The organism is Micromonospora humida (assembly GCF_016901255.1).
Taxonomy (GTDB): domain Bacteria; phylum Actinomycetota; class Actinomycetes; order Mycobacteriales; family Micromonosporaceae; genus Micromonospora; species Micromonospora wenchangensis.
The window spans coordinates 18,734-37,548 of record NZ_JAFEUC010000009.1 but is presented as its reverse complement, the minus strand read 5'-3'; the positions used below and the strand labels follow the sequence as shown (position 1 = coordinate 37,548).

The 18,815-nt window shown below is 74.3% G+C and carries 15 protein-coding genes; 5 read left to right on the top strand and 10 right to left on the bottom strand.

Going from position 1 to position 18,815, the window contains the following annotated elements; genetic code table 11:
• Positions 1-47: 47 nt before the first annotated feature.
• Complete coding sequence (pepN, locus tag JQX11_RS18820) at positions 48-2,564, bottom strand: aminopeptidase N (RefSeq protein ID WP_204926276.1); 2,517 nt, start codon at positions 2,562-2,564, stop codon at positions 48-50.
• A gap of 66 nt (positions 2,565-2,630) precedes the next feature.
• Between pepN and JQX11_RS18815 the strand changes: the two genes are divergently transcribed.
• Positions 2,631-2,849, top strand: coding sequence for a DUF397 domain-containing protein (locus JQX11_RS18815; protein WP_067312494.1), 219 nt, complete (start codon positions 2,631-2,633; stop codon positions 2,847-2,849).
• A 122-nt stretch (positions 2,850-2,971) separates the two neighbouring features.
• Here the strand turns inward: JQX11_RS18815 and JQX11_RS18810 are convergent, their stop codons facing one another.
• Positions 2,972-3,364 carry a hypothetical protein gene (locus JQX11_RS18810; RefSeq protein WP_204926275.1) on the bottom strand — a complete coding sequence of 131 codons (393 nt, stop codon included), beginning with the start codon at positions 3,362-3,364 and terminating at the stop codon, positions 2,972-2,974.
• A 204-nt stretch (positions 3,365-3,568) separates the two neighbouring features.
• Here JQX11_RS18810 and JQX11_RS18805 point away from each other — a divergent pair, with 204 nt between their 5' ends.
• The 3 genes from JQX11_RS18805 (at position 3,569) to JQX11_RS18795 (ending at position 6,615) form a co-directional block, all read left to right on the top strand.
• On the top strand, positions 3,569-4,843 hold the full coding sequence (locus JQX11_RS18805) for a cytochrome P450 (protein WP_204926274.1): 1,275 nt from the start codon (positions 3,569-3,571) through the stop codon (positions 4,841-4,843).
• Positions 4,840-5,943: a glycosyltransferase family 2 protein gene (locus JQX11_RS18800; protein WP_204926273.1), complete on the top strand. Its 1,104-nt coding sequence runs from the start codon at positions 4,840-4,842 to the stop codon at positions 5,941-5,943. The genes JQX11_RS18805 and JQX11_RS18800 overlap by 4 nt, the downstream gene beginning before the upstream one ends.
• A 189-nt stretch (positions 5,944-6,132) precedes the next feature.
• Positions 6,133-6,615, top strand: a complete 483-nt coding sequence (locus JQX11_RS18795; protein ID WP_204926272.1) for a DUF4383 domain-containing protein — start codon at positions 6,133-6,135, stop codon at positions 6,613-6,615.
• A gap of 12 nt (positions 6,616-6,627) precedes the next feature.
• On the opposite strand, the gene JQX11_RS18790 is transcribed toward JQX11_RS18795, so the two are convergent.
• The 8 genes from JQX11_RS18790 to JQX11_RS18755 form a co-directional block, all read right to left on the bottom strand.
• Entirely contained in the window at positions 6,628-7,077 is a 450-nt protein-coding gene (locus JQX11_RS18790; protein ID WP_204926271.1) for a GNAT family N-acetyltransferase, read from the bottom strand.
• A gap of 70 nt (positions 7,078-7,147) precedes the next feature.
• On the bottom strand, positions 7,148-8,620 hold the full coding sequence (gene obgE, locus JQX11_RS18785) for a GTPase ObgE (protein ID WP_204926270.1): 1,473 nt from the start codon (positions 8,618-8,620) through the stop codon (positions 7,148-7,150).
• 158 nt (positions 8,621-8,778) lie between these two features.
• Positions 8,779-9,030 (bottom strand): 50S ribosomal protein L27, encoded by a 252-nt coding sequence (gene rpmA / locus JQX11_RS18780; RefSeq protein WP_088647594.1) that lies wholly within the window; start codon positions 9,028-9,030, stop codon positions 8,779-8,781.
• A gap of 11 nt (positions 9,031-9,041) precedes the next feature.
• The gene (rplU, locus tag JQX11_RS18775; RefSeq protein WP_067312477.1) at positions 9,042-9,356 is read right to left on the bottom strand and encodes a 50S ribosomal protein L21; all 315 of its coding nucleotides are present in this window, start codon (positions 9,354-9,356) and stop codon (positions 9,042-9,044) included.
• Positions 9,357-9,536: 180 nt separating this feature from the next.
• Positions 9,537-10,031 carry a hypothetical protein gene (locus tag JQX11_RS18770; RefSeq protein ID WP_204926269.1) on the bottom strand — a complete coding sequence of 165 codons (495 nt, stop codon included), beginning with the start codon at positions 10,029-10,031 and terminating at the stop codon, positions 9,537-9,539.
• A gap of 143 nt (positions 10,032-10,174) precedes the next feature.
• On the bottom strand, positions 10,175-13,318 hold the full coding sequence (locus JQX11_RS18765; RefSeq protein WP_204926268.1) for an Rne/Rng family ribonuclease: 3,144 nt from the start codon (positions 13,316-13,318) through the stop codon (positions 10,175-10,177).
• Between the two features lie 131 nt (positions 13,319-13,449).
• A complete protein-coding gene (locus JQX11_RS18760) occupies positions 13,450-14,169 on the bottom strand; it encodes a TIGR03936 family radical SAM-associated protein (protein WP_204926471.1) in 720 nt (239 codons plus the stop codon).
• A gap of 178 nt (positions 14,170-14,347) precedes the next feature.
• Entirely contained in the window at positions 14,348-16,378 is a 2,031-nt protein-coding gene (locus JQX11_RS18755; protein WP_204926267.1) for a TIGR03960 family B12-binding radical SAM protein, read from the bottom strand.
• A 207-nt stretch (positions 16,379-16,585) separates the two neighbouring features.
• Here JQX11_RS18755 and JQX11_RS32605 point away from each other — a divergent pair, with 207 nt between their 5' ends.
• Positions 16,586-18,727, top strand: a complete 2,142-nt coding sequence (locus JQX11_RS32605) for a hypothetical protein (RefSeq protein WP_232378250.1) — start codon at positions 16,586-16,588, stop codon at positions 18,725-18,727.
• Positions 18,728-18,815: the final 88 nt, after the last annotated feature.

Sequence of the window (18,815 nt, the reverse complement as noted above, 5' to 3'; positions counted from 1 at the left end):
TAGGCCGCCCCGCGCCGGGCCCGCCGGGGCCCGGCGCGGACCGACCCTCAGGCGGCGGCCGCCGCGACCGCCGTCCGGGCGACCAGGGCCCGGCGCAGGTCGTCGGCGGCGTCGACGACGCTGCGGCGCAACCCCGGGGTCAGGTCGTCCCGGATGAGCAGGGTCGCGGCCGAATCCAGCGTGGGCTGCGCCACGGCGTAGCGGGGGAAGGCCAGCCGGGCGACCCGTTCGGCCACCCACGGGGTACGCCGCCGCGCCGCCGCCGGCATCTCGGTGAAGTACCGGTCGACGTACGTGCCGGTCAGCTCGGCCTGGTCCGGCTGCCAGAACCCCTCGGCCGCCGCCTCGACGAGCCGGTTGGAGCGGGTGGTGTCCCGGGTGACGATCTCCCAGGCGGCCTCCTTCGCGGCCACCTCCGGCAGGGCCGCCCGGCACCGGGCCGCCCGTTCCGCGCCGGTGGCGCTGCGGTCGGTCGCCGCCTCGGCCGCGATCTCGGTCTCGCCGGCCGCGCCCAGCACCACCAGCCGGTGCAGCAGCGCCCAGCGCAGCTCGGCGTCGACGGCCAGCCCGTCGGGCACGCCCCGGCCGACCAGCCACCCGGCGAGCAGGTCGGCGTCGGCGGTGGCGGAGAGCAGCCCCCGCGCGGCGGCCAGTTGCAGTGACCCACCGGCCGGGGCGGTGGCGAGCAGCGTGGCGCAGGCGTCGGCCGTACGCAGCAGCGCGGCGTCCCGGGCGAGCGGGTCGAGATAGCGGTCGACCAGGTTGCGGCTGCGGGCGAGCACGCTCTCCGCGACGGCCACCTCGGTCTCGGTGGGCAGGGCCGCCGTCAGCAGCGCCACCACCGCCGACACCGGCCGCTCGCCGTCGGTTGCGGCGTCCAGCGTCTCCTCCCACAGCAGCGCACGGGCCAGCGGGTCGGTGAGTGTGGGCAGCACCGTACCGACCGCGTCCACCGACGCCGGATCGAGCCGGATCTTGGCAAAGGTGAGGTCACCGTCGTTGGGCAGGAGCAGCCCGGCGGCCCGCCCGGTCAGCGCGGGAAGCGCGGTGCGTCCGTCGTCGGCGGCCGGGTCGAGATCGACCTCGACCCGTTCCACCGCGCCGTCGGAGGCGTACCGGCCGACCGCGATGCGGTGTGGGCGCAGCACCGGGTGCTCCGACGGCGCGGTCTGCACCACCGCCACCGAGGACCACCGGCCGTCGGCGTCCACCGAGGTCTCCGTCCGCAGCGTGTTGACCTGCGGTTGACGCAGCCAGCGGTCGGCCCAGTCGGTGAGGTCCCGCCCGCTGGCGGCGCTGAGGCTGGCCAGCAGGTCGGCCAGGGTGGCGTTGCCGAACCGGTGAGCGGCGAAGTGCTGGTTGAGCCCGGCCAGGAAGGCGTCGTCGCCGAGCCAGGCGACGAGCTGGCGGAGCACGCTGGCGCCCTTGGCGTACGAGATGCCGTCGAAGTTGAGCAGGGCCTGGGCGGCGTCGGCGACCTCCTCCGGGGCGACCGGATGGGTGGACGGGCGCTGGTCGGCGGCGTACCCCCACGCCTTGCGGCGGATCGCGAAGGTCGTCCAGGCCCGGTCGAACCGGGTCGCCTCGGCGGTGACCCGGGTGCCCAGGTACTCGGCGAAGGACTCGTTCAGCCACAGGTCGTCCCACCAGCGCATCGTGACCAGGTCACCGAACCACATGTGGGCCATCTCGTGGGCGATGGTGGTGGCCCGCTGCTCCCGCTCGCTGTCGGTGACCGCCGAGCGGAACACGTCGTCGTCGCGGATGGTGACCAGGCCCGGGTTCTCCATCGCCCCGGCGTTGAACTCCGGCACGAACGCCTGGTCGTACTTGACGAACGGGTACGGCTCGGCGAAGAGCTGGTGGAACCGGTCCAGGCACTGCTTGGTGACGGTGAGGATCTCGTCGAGGTCGGCGTCGAGGTGCGCGGCCAACGACTGCCGGCAGTAGACGCCCAGCGGGATGTCGCCGTGGCTGTCCCGCCGTACGTGCCAGGGGCCGGCGATCAGCGTGACGAAGTAGCTGGCCAGGGGCGCGGTGGGGGCGAACTCCCAGCGTCCCGGGGCCGGGTTGGCGGCGAGCGGGCCGTTGGCGGCGACCGTCCACTGCGGCGGAGCGGTCACGGCGAGGGTCACCGGGGCCTTGAGGTCGGGCTGGTCGAAGGCGGCGAAGATGCGTGGCGCCTCGTCCAGGAAGGACATCGCGTAGAGGTACGTCGCGCCGTCGGCCGGGTCGACGAAGCGGTGCATCCCCTCGCCGGTGTTGGTGTAGGCCATCTCGGCGGTGACCGTGAGGGTGTTCTCCGCCGCCAGCCCGGTGAGCGGGAACCGGCCGTCGGCGAGGGCCGCCGGGTCGAGCTTCCGGTCGTTGAGCCGGACCGCCTCCAGGACTGCGGGTTTGACCTCGACGAACGTCTCGGCGTCGGGGGTGGCGGCGCGGAACCGGATGGTGGTCGTCGAGCGGAAACGCTCGTCGCCACCGGTGAGATCGAGGTCCACCTGATAGGACTCGACATCGATCAGTGCGCGACGCGCGGTCGCCTCTACACGGGTCAGGCTCGGCATCCGCTTATCCTGCCCGACGGGGAGCCGGCCGGGCTCCCCGATACGCGCGGCAATGGAGGATCAACAATGGGTCAGCACCCCAAGGGCGACTTCGACCTGTCCCGGGCGGTCTGGCAGCGAGCCGAGGGCGACACCTCCGACAGCGCGGTCGAGGTGGCCTTCGTGGACGACCTGATCGGGATGCGCAACTCGGCCGAGCCGGACGGCCCGGTGCTGGTGTTCACCCAGGCCGAGTGGGACGCGTTCGTCGCCGGTGCCCAGGACGGCGAGTTCGACCTGGACTGACCGCCGGGCGGCGACCCCCGGGCGGTACGCGGCGACCCGCCCCACGCCCGGGGGCACCGGCCCGTCGGGCGACCGCCGCCCCGCGCCGACGCGGGCCGGCGCGGCGGTGCCCGGACGACGGCTCACCCGTCCCCCTCGCCCCAGCCCAGCCCGCCCGGCCCCGGGGCATGGTGGAACCCGGGGTGGCCGGCGACGTCGGCGCAGCGGTCGCCGTCCGGGCCGACGGCGGAACAGAACAGCCGCTCCGCGTCCCGCCAGGCATCGGCCGGGGACAGCGCGACCGAGGCCAGCACCAGCTCCGGGCGTAGCAGGCTCAGCGCCTCCGCGTACGCCACCGCCAGCTCCCGGGCGTGCTCCGGCCCGTCGGCGGTGAACCCGAGGTGCACGGTGAACCGCCGGGACGGCCGGCGCGGCCGGGCGAGCAGCGGCCGCCCCGGCGGGTGGTCCCCGCCGGCCCGGCCGAGCACGTCGACCACCTGTCGCTGACGCCAGTACGGCGGCGTGTTCTCCCGCATCCGGTCCTCCCCGTCGTCGAACGCCCCACGGCCGCCCGTGGTGGCCCGGTGTCGAGCCAACCAGGTTCACGGCGGCCCGGGAGGGGCCAGCGGGCACCCGGTCACCGTCCGGCGGCACGGCGGGATTCAGGGCCCCGAACCGGGGTAGACGACCCGCGGCCGACCAGCCGGGTCCGCCGACCGTCACCGCGTCAGGAGAGCCCGATGGCCACCACACCGGCCGACCGCAGCCCGGAGAGCACGCTGGCGTTCTTTCGCGAGGGCTACCGGTTCATCAGCAACAGGTGTGAGCGCTACGACACGGACATCTTCACCGCCCGGTTCCTCCTGGAGCCGACGATCTTCCTGCGGGGGCGGGCCGCGGCGGAACTGTTCTACGACCCGGAGCGCTTCCGGCGTGCCGGTGCGGCACCCAAGCGGGGCCAGCGGACGCTGACCGGGCAGGGTGGGGTGCAGGGGTTGGACGGTCCGGCCCACACCGACCGCAAGGCCATGTTCATGTCGATCATGACGCCCTCGGCGGTCGAACGGATCGGCCGGCTCTTCGCCGACGAGTGGCGGATCCGGCTGGCGGCCTGGGGTGGCGGCGGTCCCGTGGTGCTCCGCGACGAGGTGGGCCCGATGCTGCTGCGGGCGGTCTGCGCCTGGGCGGGCGTACCCCTGCCGGAGAGCGAGGTCGGCCGGCGCAACGCCCAGATGCAGGCCATGATCGACGGACCGGCCGCGCTCGGCCCCCGGCACTGGCGCGGGTTGCGCGGTCGCCTGCGGGCCGAACGCTGGATCGCCGACCTGGTGGAACGGGTACGGGTCGGCACCGTTGCCGCGCCCGAGGGCAGCGCGCTCGCGGTGATCGCCGAGCACCGCGACGCCGAGGGGCGGCTGCTCCCCCGCCGGGTCGCCGCCGTGGAACTGATCAACGTGCTGCGTCCCACCGTCGCCGTCGACCGGTACGTCCTGTTCGCCGCCCTGGCCCTGCACGACCACCCGGACTGGCGGGACCGGGTGCGCGCCGGTGACGAGCCGACCGAGTGGTTCGTCCAGGAGGTCCGCCGCTACTACCCGTTCTTCCCGGTCGCCTTCGCCCGGGTGCGGCACCCCTTCGAGTGGCACGGGCACCACTTCCCGACCGACCGCCGGGTGCTGCTCGACCTGTACGGCACCAACCACCACCCCGGGATCTGGTCCGAGCCGGAGCGGTTCCGCCCGGAGCGGTTCGCCGGCTGGCGGGACGACCCGTACGGTTTCGTGCCGCAGGGCGGGGGCAGCCACCTGGGCGGCCACCGCTGCGCCGGGGAGTGGATCACCATCGAGCTGATGAAGCAGGCGGTCGGCCTGCTCACCGGGGCGATGGACTACCGGCTCCCGCCGCAGGACCTCGCCCTGGACCTGTCCAAGGTGCCGACCCTGCCGCCCAGCGGCCTGGTGCTCGCCGACGTCCGCGGCATGCCGGCCGCCCGGCGGCACGGGGCTCGCGGGTGAGCGCCCCCGCCGGGTCGACGCGTCCGGCCCCGGTCGGGTCCCGCCCGGCCGCCGCGCCGGGCGGCCCGCCACGCCCGCCCCGGCTCCCCGTCGAGTACGTCCTGCCCCTGCACCGGACCGACGACGACGGCCTGGACGAGCTGACCGGCTACCTGCGTGCCCTGTGCCGGCTGGTCGAGGTGACCGTGGTCGACGGCTCGCCGCCGCCGGTGTTCGCCCGGCACGCCGCCCACTGGCACGGCCTGCTGCGGCACCTGCCCCCCGATCCGGCGGTGCACGGGCTCAACGGCAAGGTACGCGGGGTGCTGACCGGGGTGGCGGCGGCCCGGCACGAGCACGTGGTGATCGCCGACGACGACGTCCGGTACACCGAGGCGGAGCTGCGGGTGGTGCACCGGCTGCTGGACACCGTCGACCTGGTCCGCCCGCAGAACTACTTCGACCCGCTGCCCTGGCACGCCTGGTGGGACACCGGCCGGACCCTGCTCAACCGGGCGTTCGGCGTCGACTGGCCGGGCACCCTGGCGGTGCGGCGCAGCACCTTCCGGGCGATGGGCGGCTACGACCCGGACGTGCTCTTCGAGAACCTGGAACTGGTCCGCACGGTGCGCGCGTACGGCGGCACCGAGGCCAGCCCCGCCTGGCTCTACGTCCGCCGTCTGCCGCCGACCGCGGCGCACTTCCGCGGCCAGCGGGTCCGCCAGGCGTACGACGACCTGGCCCGACCGGCGCGGTTGCTGGTGGCGCTGGCGGTGCTGCCTGCGGTGGTGGCCGCGTCGGTGGCCCGCCGACCGGGGCTGCTGGCCGTCGGGGCGGCCGGTGCGGTGGCGCTGGCGGAGATCGGCCGGCGGCGGGCCGGCGGAACGGCGGTGTTCCCCCCGGGCACCGCCCTGGCCGCGCCGTTCTGGCTGCTCGAACGCGGGCTCTGCGGGTGGCTCGCGGTGGCCCGTCGGGTCGGCCCTGGCGGGGTGCGCTACGCCGGTCGGCGGGTGCGCCGCCCGGCCCACTCGGTGCGGACGCTACGACGCCGGATGGCCCCGGTGGAGCCGGGCGAGCTGACCCGGTGGGTCCGGGCCGACCCGGCCGCCCGGGGCCGCTGACCGGACGGTCCACGACGCGGGCGCTCGTCGCGACCGGTTTGTGGGGTGGCACCGATCCGGGCGGTCGGGCACCTGACGGCCGGGGTCCCTGCACAATTCGCGTTTTCCCCGCCGAAAGTCGCCGGTCGGCCCAGAATGTGAGGATCGTCCGACTGTGCCGAGCAGTTGGCTCCCGTGGAGGTGACAGCGATGGCCCACGCCGTACGACGACCCGCCCCGGCCGCCCCCAAGCCCCGGGTCCAGCCGGTCGCCGCTGCCGTCGCGGCCGTCTTCCTGCTGCTCGGCGTCCTCGGCTTCGTCCCCGGCGTCACCACCGGCTACGACGAGCTGGCCTTCGCCGGGCACCACTCCGGGGCGAAGCTGCTCGGGGTGTTCCAGGTGTCGGTCCTGCACAATCTGCTGCACCTGATCTTCGGGCTGGTCGGCCTGGTGCTGGCCCGCCGGCTCGGTGGCGCCCGGCTCTACCTCACCGTCGGCGGGGCGGTCTACCTGGCGCTCTGGCTGTACGGCTTCGCCGTCTCCCGGGACGCCCCGGCCAACATCATCCCGGTCAACGGCGCGGACAGCTGGCTGCACCTGGGACTCGGCCTGGGCATGCTCGCCGTCGGCCTGCTGCTGTCCAACGACGCCGGCACCGGCGGCCGGCTGGACGTCCCCCTCGACCGGGGCTGACCCACCACCCGGTCAGGCCGCCACCGGCAGCCGCTTGGCGAAACACACGCTGTACGGGTTGTGGACGTACTCGCCGTACACCGGGATCGGCTGGTAGCCGCAGGAGGTGTAGAGGCCGATCGCGGCCGGCAGGTAACTGCCCGTCTCCAGGCAGAGCACCGAGTGGCCCTGCTGGAACGCCAGCTCCTCCAGCGCGCAGAGCAACTGCCGGGCGATGCCCCGCCCCCGGTACGCCGGCCGCACGTACATCCGCTTCAGCTCGCCGGTCCCGTCGTCGAGGGACTGCAGGCCACCGCAGGCGACCACCCGGCCGCCGTCGACCACCACCAGGTAGCGGACGTCGTCGTGCACCACGGTGGCCTGCCCGTCCAGCCCGCCGTCGGCCTCGCGCAGCTCCCGCTGCTGGGCGGCGACCAGCGCGTCGACCTCCGGGTCGGTGGCGGGACGGGACTCGATCAGCATCAGCCCACGGTAGGACGGGTCCGTTTCACGAAGGTTTCCAGGAAACGACCCGGACCCGACCGGTACCGGGCTATTCCTCGTCCCCGTCGCCGTCCTCGTCGTCGTCCGCCGGTTCCGGGGCCGGGTCCAGCTCGTCCTCCGGGCGCTGCCGACGCGCCTTGCGGGCGGCCAACCGCTCGGCCGCCGCGGGACGCGTCGACTTCTCCTCCAGCCGGACGTCGGTACCCCGGTTGCCGGGGATGAAGTCGACGCCCGCGTACAGGGTCGGCTGCCAGTCGAACTCCCGCTCACCGATGCGGACCAGGTCCCCGGGGTTGGCGCCGGCCTTGGCCAGCTTCTCCTCCACGCCCAGCCGGGCCAGCCGGTCGGCGAGGAAACCGACCGCCTCGTCGTTGTCGAAGTTCGTCTGCCGGACCCAGCGTTCGGGTCGTACACCCCGCACGGTGAACGAACCGTCGGCCTGCGCCTCGATGGTGAACCCGGCGTCGTCGACCGCCTTCGGCCGGATCACGACCCGGGTCGGCTCGGCCGGCGGGGCGGCCCGGCGGGCCTGGTCCACCAGCTCCGCCATCGCGTACGTCAGTTCCTTGAGCCCTTCCCGGGTCGCCGCGGAGACGTCGAACACCCGGAATCCGCGCGCCTGCAGGTCGGGACGGACGATGTCGGCGAGGTCCTGCCCGTCCGGTACGTCGACCTTGTTCAGCGCCACCAGTCGGGGCCGGTCGGCCAGCCCGCCGTACTCGGCCAGCTCCGCCTCGATGGTGTCGATGTCGGCCAGCGGGTCCCGCCCCGGTTCCAGGGTCGCCGTGTCGACCACGTGCACGAGCACGGCGCACCGCTCGACGTGGCGCAGGAACTCCAGGCCCAGACCCTTGCCGGTGGCCGCCCCGGGGATCAGCCCCGGCACATCGGCGACGGTGAACGTGTGGTTGTCCACCCGGACCACGCCCAGGTTGGGCACCAGGGTGGTGAACGGGTAGTCGGCGATCTTCGGCTTGGCGGCGGAGATCACCGAGATCAGCGACGACTTGCCCGCCGACGGGAAACCCACCAGGCCGACGTCAGCGACGCTCTTGAGTTCCAGCACCACGTCGAGCCGGTCGCCGGGCTCGCCCAACTCGGCGAAGCCGGGGGCCTTGCGTCGGGCGTTGGCCAGCGAGGCGTTGCCCCGGCCGCCGCGCCCGCCCCGGGCCGCCTCGAAGGTGGTGCCCGCGCCGACCAGGTCGGCCAGCACCGTGCCGTCGAGGGTCTGCACGACGGTGCCGTTCGGCACCTTGATCAGCAGGTCGTGGCCGTTGGCGCCGTCCCGGTTCGAGCCCGCGCCCCCCTTGCCGTTGTCGGCCTTCAGGTGCGGGCGGAAGTGGAAGTCCAGCAGGGTGGTGACCTGCGGGTCGACCACCAGCGAGACGCTGCCGCCGTGCCCGCCGTTACCCCCGTCCGGGCCGCCGAAGGGCTTGAACTTCTCCCGGTGGATGGAGACACAGCCGTGCCCGCCGTCGCCGGCCTGCATGTGCAGGACGACCCGGTCAACGAACGTCGTCACGACGCCAATCCTTCCAGCGGGGTCCGGCCCCGCACCTGAAAAGCACCCCCCCGGGCCCCGCCGCGACGGCGGCGGGCACCCGGCGGTGGGAGCAACCCCCACCTGAAACGGCGAAGCGGGCCGGGACCCCCAGGTCCGCGGCCCGCTTCGCCTGCGTGTTACTGCGGCACGATGCTGACGGTCTTGCGACCCCGCTTGGTGCCGAACAGGACCGAACCGGCGGCCAGCGCGAAGAGCGTGTCGTCGCCACCGCGGCCGACCAGGTCACCGGGGTGGAACTTGGTGCCACGCTGACGGATGAGGATCTCACCCGCGCTGACGACCTGACCACCGAAGCGCTTCACGCCGAGTCGCTGGGCCGCGGAGTCACGACCGTTACGCGAGCTGGACGCACCCTTTTTGTGAGCCATTGTCCGACGACCTACTTCCCGCTGGAGATGCCGGTCACCTTGACCTGGGTCAGCGGCTGGCGGTGACCCTGGCGCTTGTGGTAGCCGGTCTTGTTCTTGAACTTGTGGATCCGGATCTTCGGGCCCTTGGTGTGCGCGGCGATCTCGCCGGACACCGCGACCTTGGCAAGCTTCGCCGCGTCGGTCACCAGGTCGTCACCGTCGACGAGGAGCACCGCGGTGAGCTTCACCGCGTCACCGGGGGCACCGGTGAGCTTCTCGACCTCGATCACGTCGCCCTCGGCGACCTTGTACTGCTTGCCGCCGGTCTTGACGATCGCGTACATCGGAGGCGGACTCCCTGTCGTTGAGGCTGCTGGCGGTCGTTCCCATGGCAACTCGCCGGGTAGCTGTGACACCGGCAGCGCGGGCACGCGGGAACTCGGCACACCAAAGTGCGCCGCAGGAAAGAGTACGCCATCACCCGCCCGCCGCCCAAACCGACCCCCCGCCGGCCGGGCCCGCGGTCAGCGGGCGCAGAGCTGGTCCAGCCGCTGCTGGAGCCGGTCCAGCTCGGTCTCGTCGATCGAGTCGACGTCGGTGCCGAGCCGGCCGATCTCGGTGGCCAGGTCGGTGAGCAGGGTCTTCAGCTGCGGATCGGTGGCCCGGCCGGACTGCTGCCGCAGCGCCGTCCGCCAGGTGGTCAGCGCCGTCTCCGCCCGCTTGCGGGCGGTCTCCGCCGCCGCGCTGTCGTTCGCGCCGACCGCCGCGATCATCTTGCCCAGCTCCTCGACGTAGGTGCGCACCGCCGTGGTCGACGCCGCCTCGGCGTCGGCGCAGACCTGCGGCCCGTTGCCGCCGGCCGGGGAGCCGCTCACCGCCGCCGACGGGACCACGGAGGCGGGGGTGGCGGCACCGGACGGCCGGCCGGAGGCCGTCGGCGCGTCGGCCCGGTCACCGGAACAGCCGACGCCGGCCAGCAGGACGGCGGTCACCACGAGGGCGGCGGGCAGGCGGCGCATGGTCTTCTCCTAGCCGGGGGTGACCGATGGTATCGCCGTACCCACGGCACGGCAGGACCCCTCCCACCGGCGGTACGCCGGGGAAGGGGCCCACTGCCGTCAGGTACGGCTCAGCCGGTCACGGCCGGGTACGGCTCAACGGGTCACGGCCGGGTACGGCGACGGGCACCGCCCCGGCGGGAGCGCCGCCGGCCCGTGCCGGCCTCCCCGTCGTCGTCGCCCTCGGAGTCGGAGTCGCCCAGCGCGTCCGGGTCGTCCGCCCCGGCGAGCCGGGCCGACTCGCCGGTCTGAGCGTCGGCCGCGGCCGGGGCGGCCGGGGCCTGCGACTCGTACCGGGACAGGTCGTAGCCCATGGTGTCGTGGTAGCCGTTGTCGGCCGCCGGGGCGGCGACCTCGACCTCGGGGGTCTCGGTGGTCTCCACCACGGTCCGCTCCACCGTCGCCGCCTTGCGGGCGCGCCGCCGTGCGGAGGGGGTGGTGGCGGTGGCCGTCGGCTCGGCCGCCGGGGTGGTCACCGCCGAGGCGACGGCCTTGACCCGTTCGCCCGCGCCGCCACCGGTACGCGGCTTCTCCGGCACCGGCTCGGTGTGGATCACCAGGCCGCGACCCTTGCAGCACTCGCAGGGCTCGCTGAACGCCTCCAGCAGACCGGCCCCGATCCGCTTACGGGTCATCTGCACCAGACCGAGGGAGGTGATCTCGGTCACCTGGTGCTTGGTGCGGTCCCGGCCCAGGCACTCGGTGAGCCGGCGCAGCACCAGTTCGCGGTTGGACTCCAGCACCATGTCGATGAAGTCGATCACCACGATGCCGCCGATGTCCCGCAGCCGTAGCTGGCGGACGATCTCCTCGGCCGCCTCCAGGTTGTTGCGGGTGACCGTCTCCTCCAGGTTGCCCCCGGAGCCGGTGTACTTGCCGGTGTTGACGTCGATGACGGTCATCGCCTCGGTGCGGTCGATCACCAGCGAGCCGCCGGAGGGCAGGAAGACCTTCCGGTCCAACCCCTTGATGATCTGCTCGTCGATGCGGTACTCGGCGAACACGTCGGCGGTGCCGACGTACCGGCGTACCCGGTCGACCAGGTCCGGCGAGACGTGCGACAGGTACGACTCGACCATGCCGTACGACTGCTCGCCCTCGATGACCAGCTCGCGGAAGTCCTCGTTGAACAGGTCCCGGACCACCCGGATGACCAGGTCGGGCTCCTCGTAGAGCAGCACCGGGGCGCCACCGGCGGTCGCCTTGGCCTGGATGTCCTCCCACTGGGCCTGCAACCGCTTGACGTCCCGGGCCAGCTCGTCCTCGCTGGCGCCCTCGGCGGCGGTCCGCACGATCACGCCCGCGCCGTCGGGGACCAGCTTCTTGAGCACGTCCCGCAGCCGCTTGCGCTCGGTGTCGGGCAGCTTGCGGCTGATCCCGGAGGCGTTGCCGTTGGGCACGTAGACCAGGTGCCGGCCGGAGAGCGCGACGTGGCTGGTCAGCCGGGCGCCCTTGTGCCCGATCGGGTCCTTGGTGACCTGGACCAGCACCGAGTCCCCGGAGCGCAGTGCCTGCTCGATCGAGCGGGAGCGCCCCTCCAGGCCGGTGCTGTCCCAGTTGACCTCACCGGCGTACAGGACGGCGTTACGTCCCCGCCCGACGTCGACGAAGGCCGCCTCCATGCTGGGCAGGACGTTCTGCACCTTGCCCAGGTAGACGTTGCCGGCCATGGTGCCCGACGAGTTACGGGTGACGTAGTGCTCGACCAGGACGCCGTCCTCCAGGACCGCGATCTGGGTACGGTCGCCCCGCTGACGCACCGCCATCACCCGGTCGACCGCCTCCCGGCGGGCCAGGAACTCCGACTCGCTCAGGATCGGCGGGCGGGTCCGGCGCTGCTCCCGACCGTCCCGGCGGCGCTGGCGCTTGGCCTCCAGCCGGGTCGAACCGGAGACGCCCTGCACCTCGTCGACGGCCTTGCGGGGCTCCCGGATCTTGACCACCGTGGGCACGCCGTCGTCGGCGCCACCCTCGACGTCACCGGCACCCCGACGGCGACGCCGCCGCCGACGACGGGTCAGCCCGTCCCCGTCGCCCTCGTCCTCGGCGTCGTCGCCCTCACCCTCGGCCTCGGCCTGGGCCGGTTCCTCGGTCTCGTCCTCGTCGGTGTCGTCCGCACCGCCCTTGCCCCGGCCCCGTCCCCGGCGGCCCCGGCGGCGACGGCGACGCGCGGCGGCCGACTCGTCGTCGTCCTCGTCCTCGTCGTCGACGCCCTCCTCGGCCTCGCCGGTGGGCTCCTCCGCGACGACCTCGACCGGCTCGACGGCCTCCACCGGCTCGGCCTCACGGCGGCCACGGCGACGCCGCCGCCCCGTCTCGACCGGTTCCTCGACGGGCTCCTCGGCGACCGGGCCGGGCTCGACCACCCGGAAGGTGGGCGGCTCCTCCGGCAGCGGGGCCATGAACAGGACGGTCGGCGCGGCGATCGCGGCCCGCCGCCGGCGGGTACGCGGCTGCGGCTCGGCCGGCTCCGCCGGCTCGTCGGCGGCCGGCACGGCGACGCCCGGCGACACCTCCCCGGTCTGCGCGCCGGCGGCCGGCGATGGCGACCCGGCGGCCGGCCGGTCGGACGCGGGCTCCTGCGCCACGGGCTCCGCGACCACGGCCTGGTCGGCCGCGGGCTCCTCGGCCTCGTCGGCGACGGTCGGCTCGGCCGGGGCAGCCGCCTCCACGGCGGGCTCCTCCTCGGGAGAATCACTCTGAGCTGCGGAAACCTCACCCACCGACGCCTGGCCGGTCACCACCTCGGCGGCCGGCGGAGACGCCGGGGCCTCGACGGGCGGCTCGGTCGCCGCCGGGGCGACGGCCTTCTTCCGCCGGGTCCGGGTCACCTTCACCGGCGGCACCAGTTCCGCGCTGCCCTCCTCGACCCCGTCGACGACCACCGGCTCCTCGGCGGCCTTGGCCGGGGTGGCCTTGCGACGACGGCGGGTGGTCTTCGGCGCGGAGTCCAGCTCACCGGCGACCGGGACGATCACCTCGGCCTGCTGTGACTCGTCGGTGGCCGACGGGGCGCTGCCGGACGCCTCGGCGGGCGCTCCCCCGGTCAGTTCCGGCTGGCTCAGCGGCGCGACCCGTCGCCGGGTGGCCCGCCGCCGGGTCGGTGCCGCCGTGCCGTCCGTGGACGCCGCAGCGCCCTCCGGTGGCGTGGCGGCGGCTCCCGCGCCGGTGCCGATGGTGCTGTCGGCGGTGTCCCCGGCCGGCTGGGAACCGGTCCGTTCGCCGCCCTCGGGCTCGTTCTCGAGCATGGACGTTCTCCAGTTCTGGCGGCCCCGGGCGCGGGTGAGCGCTGCCACGCAGGATCGCCGCAAAAGTGTTTCCGCCGAGCGCGCGACGTGCGCGACCGCCGAAGTCTGCCTGCCAGAACGCCGACCGACGGTCAGCGTTCTCCGATGGCTGCCCCGCCGCGATCCGCGTCCAACGGATCCACGATCGCGCCCTGCGCGGTCAACACGCCCTGCGCCAGCCGGATCACCCTCGGGGAGACCGGCGGCTCCAGGGCGGCCACCACGCGGAGGCCGGAAAGGACGTCATCGGGTCGTACGGACGGGGTGACCTGCCGTACGACCAGTTCGAGTATCGCACATGACGGCTCCGCTGCCCCGGAAGGCGTCTGCACCGGGGGCAACACATCGATGCGGGTCACCGCGTTCCGCGCGTCGAACGTCCGCCGGCCCTGCTTGGTCATCCGCTCGACCTGCACCTCCTCGGCGGCCACGAAGGCGGCGACCGCCCGTTGCGCCACCGCCTGCTCGACCCCGGGCAGCTCGATGCGCCAGTACGACGCCTCGATCCGCTCCGCCAGGCTGCCCCCGGTCGCGACCACCACGTCCAGCACGTCGAGGCCGGGCGAGAGCGCCGCGTCGAGGGCCACCCGTAGCTGCTCCGGGTCCACCGCCGCCTGGAGGCCGACCTCCAGGTACTCCGCCTCGCTGGCCACGCCGGTGGGGGCGGCGCTGGCGTAGGAGATCTTCGGGTGCGGGGTGAAGCCCTGGGAGAAGGCCACCGGCACGGCGGCCCGGCGCAGGGCGCGCTCGAAGGCGCGGGCGAAGTCCCGGTGGGAGGTGAACCGCAACGGCCCGCGCTTGGCGTACCGGATGCGGACACGCTGGACGACAGGCGCCTGCCCGCCCTCCGGCTGTGGTTTCCTGCTGATCGTCGTACTCCTCGGTCTGGTCACCGGCCGCCGTGGCGCGGGCTGCCGGTGACGATAGCCGCACACCCGCCGCAACGGGACGGGCGGCCCGCCGTGGCGCGCCGACCCGTCCCGTCGCCTGTCACTGCTGGGCGCCGGTGGGCACCTTCAACGCGGTCACCGGGGTGAGCGGTAGGAGCTTGCGGCCGGTGGGCCCGATCTGGATCTCGGTGTCCATCGACGGGCAGACGCCGCAGTCGAAGCACGGGGTCCACCGGCAGTCGTCCTGCTCGTACTCGCCCAGCGAATCCTGCCAGTCCTGCCAGAGCCAGTCCTTGTCCAGGCCCGAGTCGAGGTGGTCCCAGGGGAGCACCTCCAGTTCGTCGCGCTCGCGGGTGGTGTACCAGTCCAGGTCGACACCGAAGCCCGGCAGCACCGCCGCGGCGGCGTCCACCCAGCGCTGGTACGAGAAGTGCTCGCTCCAGCCGTCGAACCGGCCACCGTTGCGCCACACCTCGTGGATCACCGCGCCGACCCGGCGGTCACCCCGGCTGAGCAGGCCCTCGATCAGCGACGGCTCGCCGTCGTGGTAGCGGAAACCGATGGCCCGGCCGAGCGAGCGGTCCGCGTTGATGGCCTGCTTGAGCAGCTTGAGCCGACCGTCGATGACCTCGGGCCGCTCCATCGACGCCCACTGGAACGGGGTGTGCGGCTTGGGCACGAACCCGCCGATCGAGACGGTGCAGCGGATGTCCTTGGAGCCGGTGGCCGCCCGCCCGGCCCGGATCACCTCGTGCGCCATGTCGGCGATCTCCAGGACGTCGGCGTCGGTCTCGGTGGGCAGGCCGCACATGAAGTACAGCTTCACCTGCCGCCAGCCGTTGGTGTACGCGGTGACCACCGTACGGATCAGGTCGTCCTTCGACACCATCTTGTTGATGACCTTGCGGATCCGCTCCGACCCGCCCTCCGGGGCGAAGGTCAGCCCGGTACGCCGGCCGTTGCGGGACAACTCCTGCGCCAGGTCGATGTTGAACGCGTCCACCCGGGTCGACGGCAGCGACAGCGACACGTTGGTGCCGGCGTACTGCTCGGCCAGGCCGGAACACATGTCGCCGATCTCGGAGTGGTCGGCCGACGACAGCGACAGCAGCCCCACCTCGTGGAAGCCGGAGAACTCCAGCCCCTGCTGCACCATCTGCCCCACGGTGGTGATCGACCGCTCCCGCACCGGACGGGTGATCATGCCGGCCTGGCAGAACCGGCAGCCCCGGGTGCAGCCCCGGAAGATCTCCACCGCGTACCGCTCGTGCACCGTCTCGGCCAGCGGCACCAGCGGCTTCTTCGGGTACGGCCAGGCGTCCAGGTCCATCGTCGTGCGCTTGTGCACCCGGAACGGCACGTCCGGGCGGTTCGGCACCACCCGCTGGATCCGGCCGTCGGGCAGGTAGTCCACGTCGTAGAAGCGCGGCACGTAGACGCTCTCGGTGCGGGCCAGCCGCAGCAGCAGCTCGTCCCGGCCGCCCGGGGAGCCCTCCGCCTTCCACTCCCGGACGATCGTGGTGATCTCCAGGACCGCCTCCTCGCCGTCGCCGAGCACGGCGGCGTCGATGAAGTCGGCGATCGGCTCCGGGTTGAACGCGGCGTGCCCGCCGGCCACGATCACCGGGTCGGCGTCGGTGCGGTCGGCCGCCAGCATCGGAATGCCGGCCAGGTCGATCGCGGTGAGCAGGTTGGTGTAGCCCAGCTCGGTGGAGAACGAGACCCCGAACACGTCGAACCGGCGCACCGAGCGGTGCGCGTCGACGGTGAACTGCGGCACGTCGTGCTCGCGCATCAGCCGTTCCAGGTCCGGCCAGACCGCGTACGTCCGCTCGGCCAGCACGTCGGGCAGCTCGTTGAGCACCTCGTAGAGGATCTGCACGCCCTGGTTGGGCAGCCCCACCTCGTACGCGTCGGGGTACATCAGCGCCCACCGTACGGTCGCGGCGTCCCAGTCCTTGACCACCGCGCCCAGCTCGCCACCGACGTACTGGATGGGCTTGGTCACCTGGGGCAGCAGCGCCTCCAGCCGGGGCCACACCGACAACGTGGCGTCGTGGTGCGGCGACGTGACCGCCGCGTCGTCGGTCGGGGCCGCGGCGGGGCGCGGGGTCGTGGACGGAGCACTCATGGAGCCCAAGGGTACGCGTCCACCGGCGGACGGCTCGTCGCACCGCCGACCTGCCCGCTCCCGTCAGCCGTCCCACCGTCACCGGTCGGCCGACCGACGGGGACCGCACCGGCGGGCCCCGGGCCGGCTGTGCGAGGCTTCCCGGTCGGCGGGGGCCGAGGGCGGCCGATTGGTCGAGGTGGCGGCCCGGTACTAACCTCGCAACCGGTGCGAGAGGAGATTGCCGCGATGCCGGAGCCGCAGCCGGGAGCAGACCGGCCGGCCGACGGGGACGACCCCGTCCCGGGTCGGCAGCAGGATCCGGTGGTCGCCACCGGTCCGGCCGACCTCCCCGTACCGCCGCCCAGCGACCCCACCGACCCGGCGACGCCGGCCGCCGCACCCGCTCCGGTTCCGCCGGCCGACTCCGCCGGTCCGGCCGGTGACGCCACCGCCCCCGCAGAACCGGTCGCCGTCCCCACCGCACCGGGGCCCGCCCTGTCGCCGCCCGCCGGCAACTCCCCCGGGCCCGACACGGAGTCGGAACCACCGCCGCCCCCCGACACCTCACCGCGGCCCGCCGACCCGACCGCGCAGGACGCCCCGGCCGACCAGCACGACCCGGTCACGGAGGACGACCCGACCGCGCAGAATGACACGGTTCCGCAGGACGACCCCACCGCAAAGGGCGACCCGGTCACGGAGGACGACCCGACCGCGCAGAATGACACGGTTCCGCAGGACGACCCCACCGCAAAGGGCGACCCGGTCACGGAGGACGACCCGACCGCGCAGGGCGACACGGCGACGCAGGGCGGCCCGCCGGCACCTACCGGCCCTGCCGCTCAATCCGACCCGCCGGAGCCGACCAGCCCGGCGGAGCCGACCAGCCCAGCAGGTCAGGTCAGCCCGGTCGCGTCCGCCGATCCGGTGGAGTCGGCGAGGCTGGCGCGGGGGGTCGCACCCGGCCCGGTCACCCCGGCCCGGGGGTCGGCCGCCGTTCCGGGCCGGATCACTCCGCCCGGCGCACCGCACCGGCCCGACGCCACCCGGGTGGAGCAGCCCGACGCCGGGTGGCCGGAGCAGCGTCCCGACCCCACGCGGATCGAGCGGCATCCCGACGACACGCCGGTGGCGCAGCGTCCCGACGCCACCCGCGTGGAGCAGCGGCCGGACGCCACCCGGGTCGAGCACCCGGGCGGGCAGCGTCCCGACCAGACGCTGGAGGAGCCCGCGGTACCCCGGTGGAGCGGTTCCGCCGCCGTGCCCCCACCGCCGCCGCGTCGCCCCGCGTGGGGTGAGTCGGTCCAGTTCGTGCCGCTTCCGCCACCTCCACCGCCCCCGCCGGAGCTGCCCGAACACCGCACCCCGGTCGACCCGTGGGCGGGTGTCGACACCGGTGGCTGGGACGTACACCATCCGGAGCCGGTGCCGCTGCCGTACGCGCCACCGCCGACCCACCCCTACCCGGCGGCCGTCGACCAGCCGCCGCCCGCCGCCGCGGCGGTCCCGCCCCACCAGCACACCCCCACCCCGCCCCACCAGCACAGCCCGGCGGCGCCGTACCAGTCGGCGGCACCGGCCGGACCGGTCACGCCCTCGCCGACCCGGCCGTACCCGGTCACGCCGGTGCCCGCCGCGCGGCCGGCGCCCCTGCCGCCGGCGCGCCCGGTGTCGCCAGCCCCGGCCCGCCCGGCGTCACCGCCACCGCAGCCACCGCCCAGGCCGCCCCGCCCGCCGAAGCAGCGGCGGGTCCGCCCGCAGCCGCCCGCCCCGCCGCCGCAGCCACCGCCCAACCGGCCACCCAAGGGGTACGTCCGCCGCAAGCGGCGACGCTGGCCCTGGGTGCTGCTGCTCAGCCTGGTCTGCTGCTGCGGCTGCCCCGCCTGGTTCGGCAAGCCGGCCTGGCAGCAGTACCCGGCCGACGCCGCCCTGCCCGCTCAGGTGGCCGACCTGACCCTGCGGTCGGACTCCGGCAGCGAGGTCGACAAGCTCAAGACCGAGGTGCGCAAGGCGAACCTGCTCGCCGAGGACGTCTACGCCGGGGTCTACAGCACCTCCGACGGCAAACGGGTGATCGTCTTCGGTGACACCGGCTTCCGGCTCCGGCCGGAGTCCGACGCGGACGACGCGATGGTGCGGCTGACCGACACCTTCAAGCTGGATACCCCCCAACCTGTCGACAGCGGCGTGCGGGGCCGGTACGAACGCTGCGCCACCGGCTCGTCCGACGGCACCGACGTGGTGGTCTGCACCTCGGTGGACCACGGCAGCAGCGCCACGGGTGTGTTCACCCGGCTCTCGGTGGACGACAGCGCCCGACTGCTCGCCACCATGCGCGCCCAGATCGTCATCCCGAAGCAGGGCTGAGCCCGGCCACCGTACGGAGGCCGGGCTGGTCCTGCGGTCAGCCCCGCAGGTAGGTCAGGCGGCGGTGCCGGTCACACCGGCCCGCGCC